This is a genomic window from Priestia sp. BR_2 (assembly GCF_041954005.1).
Classification (GTDB): domain Bacteria; phylum Bacillota; class Bacilli; order Paenibacillales; family Paenibacillaceae; genus Paenibacillus_AQ; species Paenibacillus_AQ lautus_A.
Genome location: NZ_JAVFHM010000064.1, coordinates 1 through 532, shown reverse-complemented (window position 1 = coordinate 532; position 532 = coordinate 1). Strand labels below are relative to the sequence as shown.

Genomic DNA, 532 nt, shown 5'->3' with positions numbered 1-532 from the left:
GGGCTACACTAGGCAAGTTTTTTATTTTATTTTTTGGTTAATAGCTATTTTGCTTTATGAAATGCTTACATTATTACCAGCTCCTTGGGGATATTTTCATTATGGTTGGTGGCATTTATGGTATTCAGCTATACTTAATCCTGTACTTTTACTTATCTTACTATGCTTTTATAAGTGGGTATGTAAGCTAGAGGACAAGCTTTTATTAAGAAAGAAAGAAAAATAAAAGGTCACCTCGCTTTGTAAGGGAGATAGCTTTTTAAAGGGATTTTTTATCGAATATATGGGTAGAAAAATCGTATTATAATTTTAAATAAATACTATTCTTTAGATACAAGCGTATATATGTAAGGTGAGCTTTTTATACATTCGGCCTTTAATCACCTCAAGATAAATCGCTGTTAGATCAAGGATGTATAAAAAGCTGCATAAAGCAGAAACAGGGCCTCATCTAGAACCCTTCTCCCAAGAGGGTTCTTTTTGGCGATGTCCTCCGGAAAGAGGTATTATGTAAACTTGTTTTGTATATAGT

1 pseudogene is annotated in these 532 nt (G+C 32.9%); it reads left to right on the top strand.

Features of this window, described 5'->3' with window-relative positions:
* Positions 1-226: pseudogene (locus RB298_RS01245) on the top strand (hypothetical protein); the annotation flags it as partial.
* Positions 227-532: the final 306 nt, after the last annotated feature.